The sequence below is a fragment of the Streptomyces sp. Je 1-79 genome, assembly GCF_025195125.1.
GTDB lineage: Bacteria > Actinomycetota > Actinomycetes > Streptomycetales > Streptomycetaceae > Streptomyces.
This window is the reverse complement of the sequence record NZ_JAMGSL010000003.1, coordinates 399878-416094: the sequence shown is the minus strand read 5'-3', so window position 1 is coordinate 416094 and position 16217 is coordinate 399878. Positions and strand designations below refer to the sequence as shown.

15 protein-coding genes and 1 riboswitch are annotated in these 16217 nt (G+C 72.7%); of the genes, 9 read left to right on the top strand and 6 right to left on the bottom strand.

The annotated features are described in order from the left end of the window. Positions 1–40: 40 nt before the first annotated feature. Entirely contained in the window at positions 41–1411 is a 1371-nt protein-coding gene (locus M5362_RS07270; RefSeq protein ID WP_260226503.1) for a glycosyltransferase family 4 protein, read from the bottom strand. 218 nt (positions 1412–1629) lie between these two features. Here M5362_RS07270 and M5362_RS07265 point away from each other — a divergent pair, with 218 nt between their 5' ends. Further along, positions 1630–2277 carry a TetR family transcriptional regulator gene (locus tag M5362_RS07265; RefSeq protein ID WP_260226502.1) on the top strand — a complete coding sequence of 216 codons (648 nt, stop codon included), beginning with the start codon at positions 1630–1632 and terminating at the stop codon, positions 2275–2277. An 8-nt stretch (positions 2278–2285) separates the two neighbouring features. Here the strand turns inward: M5362_RS07265 and M5362_RS07260 are convergent, their stop codons facing one another. From M5362_RS07260 to M5362_RS07245, 4 genes are all read right to left on the bottom strand, one after another. After that, complete coding sequence (locus M5362_RS07260; protein ID WP_260226501.1) at positions 2286–2825, bottom strand: hypothetical protein; 540 nt, start codon at positions 2823–2825, stop codon at positions 2286–2288. 99 nt (positions 2826–2924) lie between these two features. Continuing rightward, the gene (locus tag M5362_RS07255; RefSeq protein ID WP_260226500.1) at positions 2925–3527 is read right to left on the bottom strand and encodes a hypothetical protein; all 603 of its coding nucleotides are present in this window, start codon (positions 3525–3527) and stop codon (positions 2925–2927) included. 63 nt (positions 3528–3590) lie between these two features. Next, complete coding sequence (locus tag M5362_RS07250; protein ID WP_260226499.1) at positions 3591–3824, bottom strand: ferredoxin; 234 nt, start codon at positions 3822–3824, stop codon at positions 3591–3593. Next, entirely contained in the window at positions 3824–5293 is a 1470-nt protein-coding gene (locus M5362_RS07245) for an aldehyde dehydrogenase (RefSeq protein ID WP_260226498.1), read from the bottom strand. The genes M5362_RS07250 and M5362_RS07245 overlap by 1 nt, the downstream gene beginning before the upstream one ends. Positions 5294–5412: 119 nt before the next feature. On the opposite strand from M5362_RS07245, the gene M5362_RS07240 reads away from it, so the two are divergent. From M5362_RS07240 to M5362_RS07210, 7 genes are all read left to right on the top strand, one after another. Beyond that, on the top strand, positions 5413–6450 hold the full coding sequence (locus tag M5362_RS07240) for an MBL fold metallo-hydrolase (RefSeq protein WP_260226497.1): 1038 nt from the start codon (positions 5413–5415) through the stop codon (positions 6448–6450). Between the two features lie 163 nt (positions 6451–6613). Then, a riboswitch (cobalamin riboswitch) is annotated at positions 6614–6685 on the top strand. Between the two features lie 98 nt (positions 6686–6783). Further along, complete coding sequence (locus M5362_RS07235) at positions 6784–8034, top strand: prenyltransferase/squalene oxidase repeat-containing protein (RefSeq protein WP_260226496.1); 1251 nt, start codon at positions 6784–6786, stop codon at positions 8032–8034. Continuing rightward, positions 8031–8711: an SCO2322 family protein gene (locus tag M5362_RS07230; protein WP_260226495.1), complete on the top strand. Its 681-nt coding sequence runs from the start codon at positions 8031–8033 to the stop codon at positions 8709–8711. The genes M5362_RS07235 and M5362_RS07230 overlap by 4 nt, the downstream gene beginning before the upstream one ends. Beyond that, positions 8708–9859 carry an energy-coupling factor transporter transmembrane component T gene (locus M5362_RS07225; protein ID WP_260226494.1) on the top strand — a complete coding sequence of 384 codons (1152 nt, stop codon included), beginning with the start codon at positions 8708–8710 and terminating at the stop codon, positions 9857–9859. The genes M5362_RS07230 and M5362_RS07225 overlap by 4 nt, the downstream gene beginning before the upstream one ends. Further along, positions 9856–11622, top strand: coding sequence for an ABC transporter ATP-binding protein (locus M5362_RS07220; RefSeq protein ID WP_260226493.1), 1767 nt, complete (start codon positions 9856–9858; stop codon positions 11620–11622). The genes M5362_RS07225 and M5362_RS07220 overlap by 4 nt, the downstream gene beginning before the upstream one ends. After that, positions 11619–12461 (top strand): ECF transporter S component, encoded by an 843-nt coding sequence (locus M5362_RS07215; RefSeq protein WP_260226492.1) that lies wholly within the window; start codon positions 11619–11621, stop codon positions 12459–12461. Before M5362_RS07220 ends, M5362_RS07215 begins: the two co-directional genes overlap by 4 nt. Positions 12462–12766: 305 nt before the next feature. Beyond that, complete coding sequence (locus tag M5362_RS07210; protein ID WP_260226491.1) at positions 12767–13168, top strand: lytic transglycosylase domain-containing protein; 402 nt, start codon at positions 12767–12769, stop codon at positions 13166–13168. A gap of 145 nt (positions 13169–13313) precedes the next feature. Here the strand turns inward: M5362_RS07210 and M5362_RS07205 are convergent, their stop codons facing one another. Beyond that, a complete protein-coding gene (locus M5362_RS07205) occupies positions 13314–14492 on the bottom strand; it encodes a steroid 3-ketoacyl-CoA thiolase (protein ID WP_260226490.1) in 1179 nt (392 codons plus the stop codon). Positions 14493–14781: 289 nt separating this feature from the next. On the opposite strand from M5362_RS07205, the gene M5362_RS07200 reads away from it, so the two are divergent. Next, positions 14782–16029 (top strand): cytochrome P450, encoded by a 1248-nt coding sequence (locus M5362_RS07200; RefSeq protein ID WP_260226489.1) that lies wholly within the window; start codon positions 14782–14784, stop codon positions 16027–16029. Positions 16030–16217 lie beyond the last annotated feature (188 nt).

Sequence of the window (16217 nt, the reverse complement as noted above, 5' to 3'; positions counted from 1 at the left end):
GTGGCGGTGCGGGGGTGGGGGCGGTGCGGGCGGGGCGCGGTCACCGAGGGGCTCCGGCGCGGGCGGCGCTCCCTTGCGAGGCGATCGCCTCACGGTAGAGGTCCGCGGTGCCCTGGGCGGCGCGCGCCCAGGTGAAGTTGGCCAGAACGCGTGCCCGTCCCGCGGCGCCGAGCCGGGCCCGCAGCTCCGTGTCGCCGAGCATCCGGCCGAGCGCCGTGGCGAGCGCGCCCGCGTCGCCGGGGGGTACGGCCAGGCAGGTCTCGCCGTCGGCTCCGGTGACCTCGGGGATCGCGCCGCCGGTCGTGGCGACCAGCGGGGTCCCGGTGGCCATGGCCTCGGCGGCCGGCAGCGAGAACCCCTCGTAGAGCGACGGTACGCAGGAGACCTGGGCGGAGCGGACGAGGTCCACCAGCTCCTCGTCGGAGATCCCCTTGACGAACTCGACGGCGTCCTGGAGTCCGTACCGCTCGATGGCCTGCGCGACCGGGCCGTCCTCGGCGCGCCTGCCGACGACGACGAGGTGGGCGGCGGGGTTCTCGGTGCGGAGCTTGGCGAGGGCCTCGACGAGGTGGATGAGGCCCTTGAGCGGGACGTCGGCGCTGGAGGTGGTGACGATCCGGCCGGGGATCTCGGCGACGGACGGGTCCGGCGACCAGAGGTCGGTGTCGGCGCCGATGTGGACGACGCGGATGCGGTCCTCGCGGACGCCGAGGTGCTCGACGATCTCCTGGCGGGAGGTGCCGGAGACGGTCAGGACGGAGGGCATCCGGCGGGAGACCCGCTTCTGCATCCGGGTGAAGGCGTACCAGCGGCGGACGGAGGCGCGGCGCTTCCAGTCGGCGGCGGCGTCGAGCTCCAGCTGCCGGTCGACGGTGATGGGGTGGTGGATCGTGGTGACCAGCGGGGCGCCGAGCGCCCGGGGGCCGCCGAGGAGCCCGTAGCCCAGGGTCTGGTTGTCGTGGACCACGTCGAAGTCGCCGCGGCGGGCGGCGAGCATGCGCCGGGCCCGCAGGGAGAAGGTCAGGGGCTCGGGAAAGCCGCCGGTCCACATGGTGGCGACTTCGAGCGCGTCGATCCAGTCGCGGTACTCGTCCCGCTTGGGAGTGCGGAAGGGGTCCGGCGAGCGGTAGAGGTCGAGGCTGGCGATCTCGGTGAGCGGGACGCCCTCGTCGAGGGTGGGGTACGGCTGCGAGCCGATGACCTCCACGTGGTGACCGAGGCGGGCGAGCTCGCGGGAGAGGTGCCGGACATAGACGCCCTGACCCCCGCAGAAGGGATTTCCCTTGTACGTCAGGAGAGCGATCCGCAACATGGTGGTCCCCCCTGGTCGAGCGCTGCCGAGACCTCGGGGGACGTCGACATGGTCGGTGACGCCCTGGCGGGGGCCTGCCTCTATGGCCTCAGCGGTCACTCGCGGCCCCCTTCGAGCTTGCGTTTCGCGGGAGCGTAACCGCTCGCGCTAATCTAGAACAAGTTTCAGACTTGATCGTTCTTGATCGTTCAAGGAGCACAGAATCTACCGGCAGGTAGCCCAGCTGTAAGAGCCGGATCAGGTGATTCGCGCCACGGCGGAAGCGCCGCCATACTCCGGCGATACCGTCGCTCCCCCACCGCACGGAACGGGACTTCATGACCGCGGAAGACAGACCGGCCTCGCCGCCCCTGACAGAGCGCCAGGAGGCGCGCCGCCGCCGCATCCTGCACGCCAGCGCGCAGCTCGCCGGGCGGGGCGGTTTCGACGCCGTACAGATGCGTGAGGTGGCCGAGGCGGCCGGGGTGGCGCTGGGCACGCTGTACCGCTACTTCCCCTCCAAGATCCATCTGCTGGTCGCGACGATGCAGGACCAGCTCCAGCACATGCACACGACGCTGCGGAAGCGGCCGCCGGCCGGCGAGACCTCGGCCGAGCGGGTCGCGGAGACGCTGATGCGGGCGTTCCGGGCGCTCCAGCGCGAGCCGCAGCTCGCGGACGCCATGGTGCGGGCGCTGACCTTCGCGGACCGGAGCGTGAGCCCGGAGGTGGACACGGTCTCCCGGCTGACGACGGCGATCATCCTGGACTCGATGGGTCTTGAGCACCCGACGCCGCAGCAGCTGTCCGCGGTGCGGGTGATCGAGCACACCTGGCACTCGGCGCTGATCACCTGGCTGTCGGGGCGGGCCTCGATCGCGCAGGTCAAGATCGACATCGAGACGGTCTGCCGGCTGATCGACCTGACGGCGCCCGACGGGCCGGCCACACCGCCCGCGGCCCCGGAGGGCCGCGGGACGGTCTGAGCGAGCCGTTACGACTTCTTGTTCTTCTCCAGGTCGGCCTTGAACAGGGCCTCGCACTGCGGGGTGTTGTCCGTGCCGATGAACATCACGATGGCGAAGCCGGCGGCACCGTGGTTGCTGGCCTTGAGCGACCAGGTGCCCTTGTTCAGCGTCTTGATGGTGGACCCGGCCTGATCGGTGCCCCGGCCCTCCTTCCAGCCGCCGCCGGTCAGCGCCGTCACCGTGGCGTCGTAGGACTTCTTCGGGTCCGCCGCCTTCTCCGCGTCGGCCGTCCAGGACACCATGCAGGTCTTGAGCTCGGCCGGGACCGCGTCGCCCGAGGGGTCCTCGGTGAAGCCGGCCGCCGTGGCGGCGGTGTCGATCTCCTTCTTCACCGTGGCCGCGTCCGGGCTGTCGCCGCCGCCGGCCTCCGAACCGCCGGTCGTGGAGCCCGAGGAGGAGGCGGACGAGCCTCCCTTGTCCTTGCCCGAACCGCCGCCCTCGCCGCCGCAGCCCGCGACCAGCAGCACCGCACCGGCGGCCGCGGCCACCCACATCGCCTTGCGCACAACTCTCCCAGAACCGGGTGCACGCGGGCCTGTTGCCCCCGTGATCAGGGGAGAATTTTTGCACGCGTGAACGGGTGGCCGAAGCACCTGCGGGCTCCCCTACTCCCCGGCGCTCAGCATCAACGTCCACTCCGCTTCGGTGAACTTGTTCATGCAGGCGTCCTCCGTCGCCTGGAAGGACACCATGTCCAGCCCACCCGTGACATGACGACCCAGCAGCGACCAGCCTGACTTCTTGAGCGTGATGCCGACGACGCTGCCCTCCTTCCCGACCTCGTCCTCGCTCCGGTCCGTCGTGACCCGCCAGCCGCGCTCCACCAGTGCGGCGACGGCCGCGTCGAACTTCCCCCGGGGATCGCCGCCTTCGAGCACCTCCGGACCGGCGATCATCCAGTGGGCCGAGCACGCCGCGGCCCGCGCCTTGAGCCTGTCCTTCTCCGTGGCCGTGGCCGTGTCCGTGGCCGGGGTGACGGACGGCAGCGGCTCCGGCCGCCCGGAGGCCGGCAGGCCGGCGGCGGAGGTCGCCGCGTCGATGTCGGCCTGCGCCGCCGTCCTGCCGAACCCCTGTCCTCCCTTGCCCGACACCGATGCCGAGGCGGAGGTCGCGGGCGGCCCGCCCTCCTCCCCGGCGGCACAGCCCGTCATCGACATCGCCAGAAGCGCCGCCGCCCCGCAGGCGGTCGCCCGCCACGTCCTTCGCATGTGTCCCACCCCTGTTGTCCGTGTGCCGCAGGAGTGTCACACAGGCCCGGGAATCCGGGGACATCACTCCTCGGGCGGGAAGACCGGCTCCCCGCCGTCGAGGAGGGTGATCATGATGGCCTCCACCGGGCAGCCCTCGGCCGCGGCGAGCACCCGCTCGTTCGCGTCCGACTCCGGTTCGCGCGGGTGGGACTGACGGGCCGTGTCCAGCCGGAAGCCGTCCGGGGCGTGGTTGACGCACATGCCGGAGCCGATGCACACGCTCCGGTCGACCTCCACCTGCCAGCGGTCGCCCATCAGGCACCACCCGGCCCCTCGTACCCGGCCGGCAGGTGGATCATCTTGTGCTCCAGGTACTCGCCGAACCCCTCGGGTCCGAACTCCCGCCCCAGACCGGAGTTCTTGTAGCCGCCGAAGGGGCCGAGCATGTCCAGGCTGAAGGTGTTGACGTTGAAGGTGCCCGTGCGGACCTGCCGCGCGAAGTCGATGCCGTGCTCGACGTCCCCGGTCCAGACGCTGCCGCTGAGCCCGAAGTCGGAGTCGTCGGCGATCCGGAGCGCCTCGCTCTCCTCCCCGTACGGAAGGAGGCAGATGACCGGTCCGAAGATCTCCTCGCGGGCGATCCGCATGGAGTTGTCGACGGCCCCGAAGAGGGTCGGCTCGACGTACCAGCCGCGGTCGAGTCCGGCCGGACGGCCGCCGCCCGTCAGGACCTTGGCGCCCTCGTCCTGTCCCAGCTTGATGTAGTCGAGCGAGCGCTGCCGCTGCCGTTGGGCGACCAGCGGGCCGACCTGGGTCGCCGGGTCGAGCGGGTCGCCGACGACGAGCGCGCCCGCGGCGGCCGCGAACGCCTCGGCGATCTCGTCGTACCGGCTGCGCGGGGCGAGGATACGGGTCTGGGCCACGCACGCCTGGCCGTTGTTCATCCAGGCGGCCGGGACGATCCCGGCGACGGCGGTGGCCACGTCGGCGTCGGGCAGGATGACGGCCGCGGACTTGCCGCCGAGTTCGAGGGTGACGCGGGTGAGGTTGCGGGAGGCGACCTCCATCACGCGCTTGCCGGCCGCGACCGATCCCGTGAAGGAGACCTTGTCGACCCCCGGGTGCCCGACCAGGTACTCGCTGACCTCGCGGTCGGCGGGCAGGATGGACAGGACGCCCTCGGGGAGCCCGGCCGCGGTCGCGATCTCGGCGAGGATGTACGAGTCGAGCGGGGACTCGGGCGAGGGCTTCAGGACCACGGTGCAGCCGGCGAGCAGGGCGGGTCCGAGCTTGGCGGCGGCGGTGAACTGCGGGACGTTCCACGGCACGACCGCCGCGACGACCCCGACCGGCTCGCGCCGCACGAGGATCGGCCCGAGAACCCCGGAGCGCCGCTGCTCGTACGGGAAGTCGCGGGCGACGGTGATCGCCGCGTCCCAGACCATCATGGCCCCGAGAGCCTGGGCGAGGATGCTCCAGGAGTAGGGGGAGCCGTTCTGGGAGCTGATCGAGCGGGCGATCTCCTCGTGACGTACGGCGACGGCGTCCTTGATCCGGCCGACGACCTCGATCCGCTCCTCAAGGGTCATCCGCGGCCAGGGCCCGTGATCGAAGGCCTCCCGCGCGGCGGCGACGGCCCGGTCGACGTCGGCCCGGGACGCGTGCGGCACACGGCCGATGACCTCCTCGGTGTGGGGCGAGACCACCTCGATGACGCCACCGCCGGCCGGATCGGTCAACTCCCCGCCGATGTACAGCTTTCCGTGCTCCACAAGCTCGGTCATGGCCGACTGCCTCCAGGAACCCGCAATGTTTCTGACTGTGTTTCAGAACTGATACCAGTTCTAGTTATAGTGGGCAATGGTCGAGCAAGCGCCGTGCCGTCGCGGAGAGATGAGGGCCCATGACCCAGGTGACCGAGCACGGCGGAGGCGTCTGGTCGATCCGGGTGCCCATCCCGGACAACCCGCTCGGGCACACCCTCGTCCACCTCCTCGACACCGACCGCGGACCCGTGCTGATCGACACCGGCTGGGACGATCCGGCGTCCTGGACCGAACTGGCCGACGGGTTGGCCGCGTTGGGGACCTCCGTACAGGACGTGCACGGGGTCGTCATCACCCATCACCACCCCGACCACCACGGACTCTCCGGCCAGGTCCGCGAGGCGTCCGGCGCGTGGATCGCGATGCACGCCGCCGACACCGCCGTCGTCCGCCGCACCCGCGAGTCCGAGCCCGGCACGTGGCTCGACTACCTCGCCCGCAAGCTGGCCGCCGTCGGCGCCCCCGAGGAGCACACCGCCCCCCTCCGCGCCGCCCGCACCTCCGGCCGCGCGAGCACCCTGCCCGGGCTGCGCTCCGCCCTCCCCGACCGCGAGATCGTCCCCGGCGAACTCCTCGACCTGGCCGGCCGCCGACTGCGCGCGGTCTGGACGCCGGGCCACACCCCCGGCCACGTCTGCCTCCACCTGGAGGAGGAGCACCCCGCCCGGCTCCCCGGGCACGGCCGGCTCTTCTCCGGCGACCATCTGCTGCCCGGGATCTCCCCGCACATCGGCCTCTACGAGGACCCCGACGACGCCACCGCCACCGACCCCCTGGGCGACTACCTGGACTCGCTGGAGCGGATCGGGCGGCTCGGCGTCGCCGAGGTGCTCCCCGCCCACCAGTACGCCTTCACGGACGCGGCCGGCCGGGTGCGGGCGCTCCTCGACCACCACGAGGAGCGGCTGACCGGGCTCCTGGCCATCCTCGCGAACCCGCTCACTCCCTGGCAGCTCGCCGAGCGCATGGAGTGGAACCGCCCCTGGGAGCAGATCCCCTACGGCTCCCGGACCATCGCGGTCAGCGAGGCAGAGGCACATCTGCGCCGGCTGGTGAAGCTGGGCCGCGCGGAGGCGGTGGCGGGCTCGGATCCGGTGACGTACGTGGCGGTGTGACCCCGGCGCGGGGGGCGGGACCCAGCCGCCCGGCGCCCCGGCGAGAGGGGCGGGGCACAGCCGCCCGGCGCCCCGGCGGCCCGGGTGTGAGGCGCCTCGCACCCACCGCTGGCGGAGGTGTACGGGCCGGTAGAGTGGGCGAGTCGTCATCACACCCGTACGGGGGGAAGCCGGTGCAAATCCGGCACTGACCCGCAGCCGTGACCGTCCTGCGCGGACGGAAGCCGGAATGCCCCGCCCGGGACGTGACCGCCGGCACCGTCGAGGAATACGGAGCCGAGCCTGGTGCCTCCACGTGCCGGTGCCCGGCCGCAGGAGAGGCCCACAGCTCGCATGATCACCGTCCGCCGCGGCGCCGCCGCGTTCGCAGCCGCAGCGGTGCTCTGCACCGGCGCCGTCCCCGTCGCGTCCGCCGCGCCCTCCCCGTCCGCGACCCCCGCGCCCGTGATCCCCGCCGGGCTCTACGGCACGAAGGACCCGACGTACGACGGTGTGTGGCGCCAGTCGCTCGCCTTCGTCGCCCAGACGACCAGCGGGGTGCAGCCCGCCGACGAGGCCGTGACCTGGCTGCGGAAGCAGCAGTGCGACAGCGGCGCCTTCACGTCGTACCGCCCGGACCCCGCCAAGGCCTGCGACCCGGCCACCATGCTGGACACCAACGCCACCGCCGTCGCCGTCCAGGCGCTCACCGGGGTCGGGCGCGGGTCCACCGACCCGGAGCCCCTGGCCAAGGCCGCCGCGGCCGGCGCGGGCTGGCTGAAGGGCGTGCAGAACAAGGACGGCGGCTGGGGCTACAACCCCGGCAGCCCCAGCGACGCCAACTCCACGTCGATCGTCATCAGCGCGCTCACCGCGCTCGGCGAGAAGCCCGGCGAGGTGAAGTCCGCGGAGGGCAGGACCCCGTACGACGCCCTGCTCGCTCTCGCCCTGCCCTGCTCGGCCAAGGAGGGCGCGGGCGCCTTCGCGTACCAGCCCGACAAGGACGGCAAGCTGCTCGCGAACGCCGACGCCACCGCCGCGGCGACCCTCGCCGGGCTCGGCAAGGGCGTCACCGCGCGGGGCGTGGAACCCCAGCAGAGCCCCGTCTGCACGGACCTGGCGAAGCCCACGATGGACCGGGCCGCGCTCAACGGCGCCTCCTACCTGGCCGCCGCGCTGGCGAAGACCGGCCACCTGAACACCCCGCCGATGCCCGGCGCCGCCGACCCGGCCGAGCAGCCCGACTACGGCAACACGGCCGACGCCGTCGTCGCGCTCGCCGCGACCGGTGCCACGAAGGAGGCGTCCGGCGCGCTGGCCTGGCTCCAGAAGAACGGCGCTTCCTGGGCGAAGGAGAACGGACCGGCCGCCTGGGCGCAGCTGGTCCTCGCGGCGAAGGCGATGCACGTCGACCCGCGCGCCTTCGGCGGCACCGACCTCCTCAAGGAGCTGGGCGCCACCGGCCCCGCGCCGCAGGCCTCGCCGTCCGCCGCGGCCAAGGCGGGCGACGACGACTCCGGCTCGTTCGACGTGTGGTGGATCATCGGCATCGGCATGGTCGTCGGCGTCGGGATCGGCTTCCTGGTCAGCGGGCGCAAGAAGTGAGGACCGCGCGGTTCTTCGGCGCCGCCGCGTCCCTCGCGCTGACGCTCGCCGTCGCCGCACCCGCCCAGGCCGCCGGCTACCGGTACTGGTCGTTCTGGGAGGGCGACGCCGGCGGGAAGTGGGCGTACGCGACGCAGGGTCCGGCGACCGCCAGGCCCTCCGACGGGGACGCGATCGGCTTCCGCTTCGCGGTCAGCGAGGACACGAGCGACGCCTCCCGGCCCTCCGCCGCGCCCGACTTCGCCACGATCTGTAGCGGTACGGACGAGAAGGCGGGCACCAAGCGGGTGGCGGTCGTCGTCGACTTCGGCGGGCCCGAGGACGCCCCGCCGGGTGAGAAGCCGCCGGCCCCGCGGGTCGAGACCGGCTGCGCGCAGGTCCGTACGGACGCGACGGGCGCGGAGGCGCTGGCGGCGGTGGCCAAGCCGCTGCGGTACGACAGCGCGGCGATGCTGTGCGGGATCGCCGGGTACCCGGCGAAGGGCTGCGGCGAGCAGGTGGCGGAGACGAGCGCGCCGTCCACGACGGGGACGCCCACCGGGAACCCGACCGCCTCGGGGACCCCTCGGGCGCAGGACGACGGTGGCGGCGGGCCCTCCGCCGGGATCCTCGTCGGCGGAGCCGCCGTGCTCGTACTCGGAGGCGCCGCGGTCTGGAAGGCCCGCCGACGCGCATGATCCGTGCCCCCGAGGCGAGCCGTTCCAACGCCCTGCACGCGGGCGCCTGGTGGCTCTGGGCGCTCGGCCTGGCCGTCGCCGCCTCCCGTACCACCAACGTGCTGCTCCTCGGCATGATCGTCGCGGTCGCGGGCTACGTCGTCGCGGCCCGCCGCACGGACGCCCCCTGGGCCCGCTCCTACGGGGCGTTCGTGAAGCTGGGCCTGTTCGTGGTGGCCCTGCGGGTGGTGTTCTCGGTCGTGCTCGGATCGGCGATCCCGGGGACGTACGAGCTGTTCACACTGCCCGAGGTGCCGATGCCGGAGTGGGCCCAGGGCGTGCGGATCGGCGGCCGGGTGACGGCGGAGCAGGTGGTCTTCGCGGTGTACGACGGGGCCAAGCTGGCGACCCTGCTGATCTGCGTGGGCGCGGCGAACGCGCTCGCCAATCCGGCGCGGCTGCTCAAGTCGCTGCCGGGCGCGCTGTACGAGGTGGGCGTCACCGTCGTGGTGGCGATGACCTTCGCGCCGAACATGGTGGCCGACGTGGTGCGGCTGCGGACGGCCCGGCGGCTGCGAGGCCGGCCGACGGGCGGGGTGCGGGCGGTGCTCCAGATCGCCCTGCCGGTCCTGGAGGGCGCGCTGGAGCGCTCGATCGCGGTGGCGGCGTCGATGGACGCGCGCGGTTACGGCCGTACGGCGCAGGTGCCGCCGGCCGTGCGGCGGACGACGAACGTCCTGACGCTGGGCGGGCTGCTCGGGGTGTGCGCGGGATCGTACGGACTGCTGGCGGCGGAGGGCGCGGGGTACGGGCTGCCGCTGGTCGTCGCCGGTCTCGTCGCGGCCATGGCCGGGCTCCGGCTCGGCGGCCTCCGGGCGGTGCGGACCAGGTACCGCCCGGACCGGTGGGGCGTGCGGTCCTGGCTGGTCGCCGGTTCGGGCGTGGCGGTGGCGGCGCTGATGATCTGGGCGAACGTGTACGCGTACGAGGCGCTCCACCCGGGGGTCGTCCCGCTCGTCGCGCCGGAGCTTCCGCTGTGGCCCGCGCTGTCGTTGCTGGTGGGCCTGGTGCCCGCGTTCGTGGCCCCTGTGCCCGCCTCCCAGTCCGTCGCCCCGACGCCCGCCTCCACGTCCGTGGCCCCGGCGCCCGCCTCCAAGGAGTCTTCGTGATCCGGTTCGAGAACGTCTCGGTGACGTACGGCGACAGCGCCGGTACACCCACGCTGCGGGACGTGAACCTGACGGTCCCCGAGGGCGAACTGGTCCTGCTGGTGGGCCCGTCGGGCGTGGGCAAGTCGACGCTGCTGGGCGCGGTGTCGGGGCTCGTCCCGCACTTCACGGGCGGCACTCTGAAGGGCCGGGTGACCGTGGCGGGCCGGGACACCCGGACGCACATGCCGCGGGAGCTGGCGGACGTGGTCGGCACGGTCGGCCAGGACCCGCTCGCGCACTTCGTCACGGACACGGTCGAGGACGAGCTGGCGTACGGGATGGAGTCCCTGGGTCTCGCGCCCGCGGTGATGCGGCGGCGGGTCGAGGAGACCCTGGATCTGCTGGGGCTCGCCGAGCTCCGCGACCGCCCGATCGCGACGCTCTCGGGCGGCCAGCAGCAGCGGGTGGCGATCGGTTCGGTGCTGACCCCGCATCCCGACGTCCTCGTCCTGGACGAGCCGACGTCCGCGCTGGACCCGGCGGCGGCGGAGGACGTCCTGGCGGTGTTGCAGCGCCTGGTCCACGACCTCGGCACGACGGTCCTCATGGCGGAGCACCGCCTGGAGCGGGTGGTGCAGTACGCGGACCAGGTCCTGCTGCTTCCGGAGGGGGTCATGGGCCCGCCCGCCGAGATCATGGCGGTCTCCCCGGTCCACCCGCCGGTGGTGGCCCTGGGCCGCCTCGCGGGCTGGGACCCGCTCCCCCTGACCGTGCGGGACGCGCGACGACGGGCGGGGGACGTGAAGGCGCGCCTGGAGGGCCGGGCCCCGGTCCTCGTCCCTCGTGAGCCGGGAGCCGCGGCGGAGGACTCCGGAGCCGCCGGCACCCCCGGCACCCCCGGGGCCCTCGAAGCCCCCGCGGCGGCGGCCGCCCCCGCCGATGAACCGCCCGCGGGCCCCCGGCAGGGCCGGGGTGCGGGCGGGTCCCTGTTCCGGCGCCGACCCCGCTCGGACGGGCCCCCGCCGGCGTTCGAGCACCTGGTCGACGTCCGCGGTCTCGGCGTCCGGCGCGACCGCGTCGAGGCGCTGCGGCGGGTGGACCTCCAGGTCCGGGCGGGCGAGACCGTCGCGCTCATGGGACGTAACGGGGCCGGCAAGTCCACCCTGCTCAGCGCCCTCGTCGGCATCGTCGCGCCCACCTCCGGCACCGCCCTCGTCGCCGGCCGCTCGCCGCACCGCACCGAGCCCCGCGACATGATCCGGCACGTCGGTCTCGTACCGCAGGAGCCCCGTGACCTGCTGTACGCGGACACGGTCGGCGCCGAGTGCTCCGCCGCCGACAGCGACGCGGGCGCGGCCCCCGGGACCTGCCGGGCGCTGGTGTCCGAGCTGCTGCCTGGCGTGGCGGACGGCACCCATCCGCGGGACCTGTCCGAGGGCCAGCGCCTCGCGCTCGCGCTCGCGGTCGTGCTGACCGGCCGCCCCCCGCTCCTGCTCCTCGACGAGCCGACCCGAGGTCTCGACTACGCGGCCAAGGCCCGCCTCGTGGCCCATCTGCGCGGGCTCGCCGCCGCCGGTCACGCCATCGTCCTCGCCACGCACGACGTGGAGCTGGCCGCCGAGCTGGCGCACCGGGTGGTGATCCTGGCGGGCGGCGAGGTCGTCGCGGACGGCCCGACGGCCGAGGTCGTCGTCTCCTCCCCCGCCTTCTCCCCGCAGGTCGCGAAGATCCTCGCCCCGCAGCCCTGGCTCACGGTCGAGCAGATCAGGGAGGCGTGGTGAAAAGGGGACCCGTACGGCTCGGGCCCCGCTCGATCGCGGCGCTCCTCCTCGTCTCCGTCGTCGGGCTGCTGGGCGTCGGCTGGCCGCTCTTCGCGGACAGCGCCTCGGCCGTCACCGACCATGCCGCCGACGCCCCCTGGTTCTTCGCCGCCCTGCTGCCGCTGCTGATCGCGGTCGTGGTCGCGACGATCGCCGACTGCGGGATGGACGCCAAGGCGGTCGCGATGCTGGGTGTGCTCGCCGCCGTGGGAGCGGCGCTGCGGCCGCTCGGGGCGGGGACGGCGGGCCTGGAGCCGATGTTCTTCCTGATGGTGCTGAGCGGCCGGGTCCTCGGGCCGGGGTTCGGTTTCGTACTCGGCGCGGTCACGATGTTCGCGTCCGCCCTGCTCACGGGCGGTGTCGGGCCGTGGATGCCGGTGCAGATGCTGGCGATGGGCTGGTTCACGATGGGCGCGGGGCTGCTGCCGGGGCCGGAGAGGATCCGGGGCCGGGGCGAGCTGCTGATGCTCTCGGCGTACGGCTTCGTGGCCGCGTTCGCGTACGGCACCGTCACCAATCTCTACGGCTGGGTCACGGTGGGAGGCCTCGGTACGGGGATCTCGTTCCAGCCCGGTGAGCCCGCGCAGGAGAACCTGGTCCGCTTCCTCGCGTATGTCCTCGCCACCTCCCTCGGCTGGGACCTCGGCCGGGCGGCCCTCACCGTCGTCCTCACCCTGACCGTCGGCGGCACCCTCCTGAAGGCCCTGCGGAGGGCCACGCGACGCGCGAACTTCGAGGCCCAGGTCACATTCGAGGGCCCGGAGACGCCCCTCCGGGGTGAGGCGCCCCACAGGACCTAGGTCACGTACGACGTGGAATAGGAGGAGGGGCAGACCCTCCCAAATCCCCACATAGCCCGCCTCGACCTGCGAAAACACCCCATCCCCTACCCGGGGGCCTTCGGCGCGGGTCCGACTCCGCTTCGTACCGGGGGGCGTTGCCAGGGCTCGGAGGCCCTGGTTGTCTGGTGGACGTCGCCAGGCAGCAGCGCTCCAGCGCAGCTCCTCGGACAGGCCGACTCCCACAGGATCCGGGTTCCCCGGGCTCTGGTTCCGGCTTGCCGAAATCGCCCGGCGCGCCCTTGCCCCCGACGTTAGGTCGCTTCGTGTTCCGCTCGCTCTCCACTCGTGTCTCCTCCCGCAAGAAGACCTTCGCCGCCTCCGCAGCCGTGCTGCTGGGCGCCTCGGGTGCGGTGCTCGGCACGACGTCCACGGCTTCGGCCGCGACTCCGCAGGAGATCGCCAAGCAGATCGTTCCGGCTTCGCAGTACCAGTCGTTCAGCAAGATCGTGAACCACGAGTCCGGCTGGAACCCCTCCGCCACCAACTCGTCCAGTGGCGCTTACGGTCTCGTCCAGGCCCTCCCGGCCTCGAAGATGTCCTCGGCCGGCTCGGACTGGAAGACCAACCCGGCCACCCAGATCAAGTGGGGCCTCAACTACATGAACGAGCGCTACGGCTCCCCGAACGCCGCCTGGGCGTTCTGGCAGGCCAACGGCTGGTACTGAGAGTCACCGCCGGCAACCGCGCTCCCGCAAGGCCCCGCCCTCCTCACGGAGGGGCGGGGCCTGCGCCGTTTCCGCACGACGGCGGGGGCCCTACAGCCGCTGGATGATCGTGGTCCTACAGTCGCTGGATGATCGTGCCGGTGGCCTACAGCCGCTGGATGATCGTGCCGGTGGCCAGTGCCCCGCCGGCGCACATCGTGATCAGCGCGAACTCCTTGTCCGTACGCTCCAGCTCGTGCAGGGCCGTGGTGATCAGCCGCGCCCCGGTCGCGCCCACCGGATGCCCGAGCGCGATGGCACCGCCGTTGACGTTGACCTTCACGAGCCCGTCCAGGTCCCGGTCGAACTCCTGCGCCCAGCTCAGCACCACCGACGCGAACGCCTCATTGATCTCGACGACGTCGATGTCCCTGAGCGACATGCCCGCCTTGCCGAGCACGGCGCGGGTCGCGTCGATGGGCCCGTCGAGGTGGAAGTGCGGATCGGACCCGACGAGGGCCTGGGCGACGATCCGGGCGCGGGGCTTGAGCCTGAGGGCGCGGGCCATCCGTTTGGACGCCCACATGACGGCCGAGGCCCCGTCGGAGATCTGCGAGGAGTTCCCGGCGGTGTGGACGGCGGTCGGCATGACGGGCTTGAGCCGGGCGAGCGCCTCCATGCTGGTGTCGCGCAGCCCTTCGTCACGGTCGACGAGCCGCCACATCCCCTGCCCCGCGGCCTGCTCCTCCTCGGTGGTCGGGACCTGGACGGCGAAGGTCTCGCGCTTGAAGCGCTCCTCGGACCAGGCGACCGCGGCCCGTTCCTGGGAGAGGAGGCCGAGGGAGTCGACCCGTTCACGGGTGAGGCCGCGGTGCCGGGCGATCCGCTCGGCGGCCTCGAACTGGTTGGGCAGGTCGACGTTCCACTCGTCCGGCCAGGGCTTTCCGGGGCCGTGCTTGGAACCGGAGCCGAGCGGGACGCGCGACATGGCCTCGACACCGCAGCTGATGCCGATGTCGATGACCCCCGAGGCGATCATGTTGGCGACCATGTGACTCGCCTGCTGCGAGGAGCCGCACTGACAGTCGACGGTGGTCGCGGCCGTCTCGTAGGGAAGACCCATGGCGAGCCAGGCGTTGCGCGCGGGGTTCATGGACTGCTCGCCGGCGTGGGTGACGGTGCCGCCGACGATCTGCTCGACGCAGTCGGCCTTGATGCCGGTGCGTCCGAGGAGTTCACGGTAGGTCTCGCCCAGGAGGTAGGCGGGGTGGAGATTGGCGAGCGCGCCTCCGCGCTTGCCGATGGGGGTGCGTACAGCTTCGACGATGACGGGTTCCGCGGCCATGAGCTCGTCCTCTCCTCGCCCGGGCGGGGCGTCCCGGCACTCCGCGACGCGGGCGGTACGGGGAACTAGTACGCGTTCTAGTTCTGAGTGAAGTCTTATGACTGCTACCGCCGGTACGCAAGGGTTGTGCACGCACCCGCGTGCACTGATTACCGGCAACAGTTCCCGTCGCATGCCTTGCGGGTTGTAGAACCCGTTACTACCTTGCGGACAACTTCTGATGGATCGTCAGACATGCCGTCGGACATGCCGTCAGGCACGCGTGTCTCAGACATGGAGTGTGTTGCCGATGCCCTGCCCTCACCTCCCCGAAGGGTTCGACGCCACCGACCCCGACCTGCTCCAGAGCCGTATCCCCTTCCCGGAGTTCGCCTCGCTGCGGCAGACGGCACCCGTCTGGTGGTGCCCCCAGCCGCGCGGGATCACGGGCTTCGACGACGAGGGCTACTGGGCCGTCACCCGGCACGCCGACGTCAAGTACGTCTCCACCCACCCCGAGCTGTTCTCCTCCACCGAGAACACGGCCGTCATCCGCTTCAACGAGCACATCACCAGGGACCAGATCGAGGTCCAGAAGCTGATCATGCTCAACATGGACCCGCCCGAGCACACCCGCGTCCGCCAGATCGTCCAGCGCGGCTTCACACCCCGTGCCATCCGGACCCTGGAGAACGCCCTGCGCGAGCGCGCCCGGGCGATCGTCGAGGAGGCGAAGCGGAACGCCGGCGACGAGGGCTCCTTCGACTTCGTGACCCAGGTCGCCGTCGAACTGCCGCTCCAGGCGATCGCCGAACTCATCGGCGTACCGCAGGCGGACCGCGCCCGGATCTTCGACTGGTCCAACAAGATGGTCGCGTACGACGACCCCGAGTACGCCATCACCGAGGAGATCGGCGCCGAGGCCGCCATGGAGCTCATCGGCTACTCGATGAACCTGGCCGCCGAGCGCAAGGAGTGTCCCGCCAAGGACATCGTGACCCAGCTCGTCGCCGCCGAGGGCCAGGGCAACCTCTCCTCCGACGAGTTCGGCTTCTTCGTGCTGCTGCTCGCGGTGGCCGGCAACGAGACCACCCGTAACGCCATCAGCCACGGCATGCACGCCTTCCTCACCCACCCCGACCAGTGGGAGCTGTTCAAGCGGGAGCGGCCGGCGACCGCCGCCGAGGAGATCGTGCGCTGGGCGACCCCGGTGGTCTCCTTCCAGCGGACCGCCACCCAGGACACCGAGATCGGCGGCCAGAAGATCCGTAAGGGAGACCGGGTCGGACTCTTCTACTCCTCCGCCAACAACGACCCCGAGGTCTTCGAGAACCCCGAGGCCTTCGACATCACGCGGGACCCGAACCCGCATCTCGGCTTCGGCGGCGGAGGCCCGCACTTCTGCCTCGGGAAGTCGCTCGCCATCAACGAGATCGAGCTGATCTTCAACGCGGTCGCGGACGTGCTGCCCGATCTGACGCTCGCGGGCGAACCGCGACGGCTGCGCGCGGCGTGGCTGAACGGGATCAAGGAGCTGCAGGTCCGGGTCGGCTCCTGACAGACCGGCAGGCGGGGGCCCTTCCCCCTACGCCCCGGGCCCCCGCCTCCCGCCGCCCGCTCGTCGCGCCTCCGTTGTGCCCTTGCCGGGGGCTTGGCGCGCCCTTGTGGGGGCCTTGAGGGGCGGTTGGCGGACCCTTGTCGGGCCCGGAACCGGAGCCTCGCGCGCCGCGTCTGAGCGCACATGCG